3 protein-coding genes are annotated in these 1,961 nt (G+C 68.7%); 1 reads left to right on the forward strand and 2 read right to left on the reverse strand.

Annotated elements, in window-relative coordinates; translation table 11 throughout:
* The coding region (locus BIS11_RS16275) for a PmbA/TldA family metallopeptidase (RefSeq protein WP_301286495.1) at positions 1 to 465 on the reverse strand (465 nt) is incomplete at its 3' end.
* Between the two features lie 94 nt (positions 466 to 559).
* On the opposite strand from BIS11_RS16275, the gene yjgA reads away from it, so the two are divergent.
* Entirely contained in the window at positions 560 to 1,090 is a 531-nt protein-coding gene (yjgA, locus tag BIS11_RS16280; RefSeq protein ID WP_253419511.1) for a ribosome biogenesis factor YjgA, read from the forward strand.
* Between the two features lie 7 nt (positions 1,091 to 1,097).
* Here the strand turns inward: yjgA and BIS11_RS16285 are convergent.
* On the reverse strand, positions 1,098 to 1,961 hold an 864-nt coding region (locus tag BIS11_RS16285; protein WP_253586550.1), incomplete at its 5' end, for a metallopeptidase TldD-related protein.

Consider the following 1,961-nt stretch of genomic DNA (forward strand, 5'->3'; position numbering starts at 1 on the left):
GCTGGATACCGAGCGGGCCATCGAGCTGGCGCTGGCCTGCTCGCAGGCCAGCGCCAGCTCGATGGCCCGCTCGGTATCCAGCGCCCAGGGGTGATGCACCTTCAAGTCGGGAAGGTCGGTGGCCATTTTCGATGCCTCGGCAAGCCCTGCCGCCGGGTCCTCGCCGGTGTAGCGAGCGATCGCCAGCGCCTTCTCGACCACCGCCTTGATCGAGGCAGAGCTCGCGTCCGAAGAGGAGGCGCTGCCCTTGCGCTTGCCGACGTACAGCGTGACCGCGATGCCCTGGTCGCGGGAGAGCTCGACGGTCTCCACCTCGCCCAGGCGCACGCTCACGCCCAGCCCCTGGTCGACGCTGGCGCCGACCTCCGCTTCGCTGGCGCCGAGCTTGCGCGCCAGGGCCAGTGCTTCCTGCGCACGTGCGGCCAGCTCTTTTTCCTGGGCGGCCGCGTCGAATGCCTGTGCCATCATCGTCTCCTTGTCGCCAGTGTCGCCGGCGCATCAATGTGGTGGTCGCAGCTGGTATACTAGCCAACGACATATCTATTTAGTGAGTGCCCGTATGCCTAGAAGACGCCCCGCCCCCGCCGAGTTCGAGGAGTCACCGGAAGAGTCGCTGCGCCCCAGCAAGTCCCAGCTCAAGCGCGAGATGCACGAGCTCCAGGCGCTCGGCGAAACGCTGATCGCCATGAAACCCGAGGAGCGCGCCCGCTTTCCGCTCTCGGACGACATGCTCGCCGCCATCGACGAGACCGCGCGCATCCGCTCCCACGAAGGGCGCCGGCGTCACATGCAGTACGTCGGCAAGTTGATTCGTAAAGAGGACCTGGTCGCCATCCAGGCCGTCTTCGACACGATCGAGGCCGAGAAGACCCAGCGCGACCATGCCTTTCACCGTCTCGAGAAGTGGCGCGACCGGCTCGTCACCGAAGGCGACCCGGCGGTGGACGCTTTCCTGGCCGAGTATCCGAGCGCCGATCGTCAGCTGATCCGCCAGCTGGTGCGCAACGCCCAGAAGGAGCGCGACCAGCAGAAACCGCCGGCCAGCGCCCGCAAGCTCTTCAAGCACCTGCGCGACACTCTCGAGCTCTGAGCCCGGTTCACGACTGCGTGCCGCCCACGGTCAGCTCGTCGAGCTTGAGCGTGGGCTGGCCGACGCCGACCGGCACGCCCTGCCCCTCCTTGCCGCACACGCCGACCCCGGTATCCATCGCCAGGTCGTGGCCGATCATCGATACCCGCCCCATTGCTTCCGGGCCGTTGCCGATCAGCGTCGCGCCCTTGACCGGTGCGGTGATGCGCCCCTCCTCGATCAGGTAGGCCTCGCTTGCCGAAAAGACGAACTTGCCCGAGGTGATGTCCACCTGGCCGCCGCCGAAGCTGACCGCGTAGAGGCCGCGCTTGACGCTCTTGATGATGTCCTCCGGCGCGTCCTGGCCCGCCAGCATCACGGTGTTGGTCATGCGCGGCATCGGCAGGTGCGCAAACGACTCGCGCCGGGCATTGCCGGTCGGCGCCATGTTCATCAGCCGGGCGTTGAGCTTGTCCTGCATGTAGCCGGTGAGGATGCCGTCCTCGATCAAGGGGGTGTACTGGCCCGGCGTGCCTTCGTCGTCGACGCTCAGCGAGCCGCGCCCGTCGCGAATGGTCGCATCGTCCACCACCGTGACCCCGGGGGCAGCCACGCGCTGGCCCATGCGCCCGGCGAAGGCGGAGCTGCCCTTGCGGTTGAAGTCGCCTTCGAGCCCATGGCCCACCGCCTCGTGAAGCAGGATGCCTGGCCAACCCGCGCCCAGCACCACCGGCAGTTGCCCCGCCGGGGCGTCCACCGCGTCGAGGTTGACCAGTGCCTGGCGCACCGCCTCGCGGGCGTAGCGCTCGGGCGCCCCTTGCGCCTTGAGCTCGGCCATCGAATAGCGCCCGCCGCCGCCGCCCCCGCCGCGCTCGCGGCGGCCGTTACGAGC

The organism is Halomonas sp. 707D4 (assembly GCF_024158685.1).
Taxonomy (GTDB): Bacteria; Pseudomonadota; Gammaproteobacteria; order Pseudomonadales; family Halomonadaceae; genus Vreelandella.

Excerpts from the sequence above, each read along its gene's own strand:
- yjgA (WP_253419511.1), top strand. The coding sequence starts at position 560 with ATGCCTAGAAGACGCCCCGCCCCCGCCGAGTTCGAGGAGTCACCGGAA.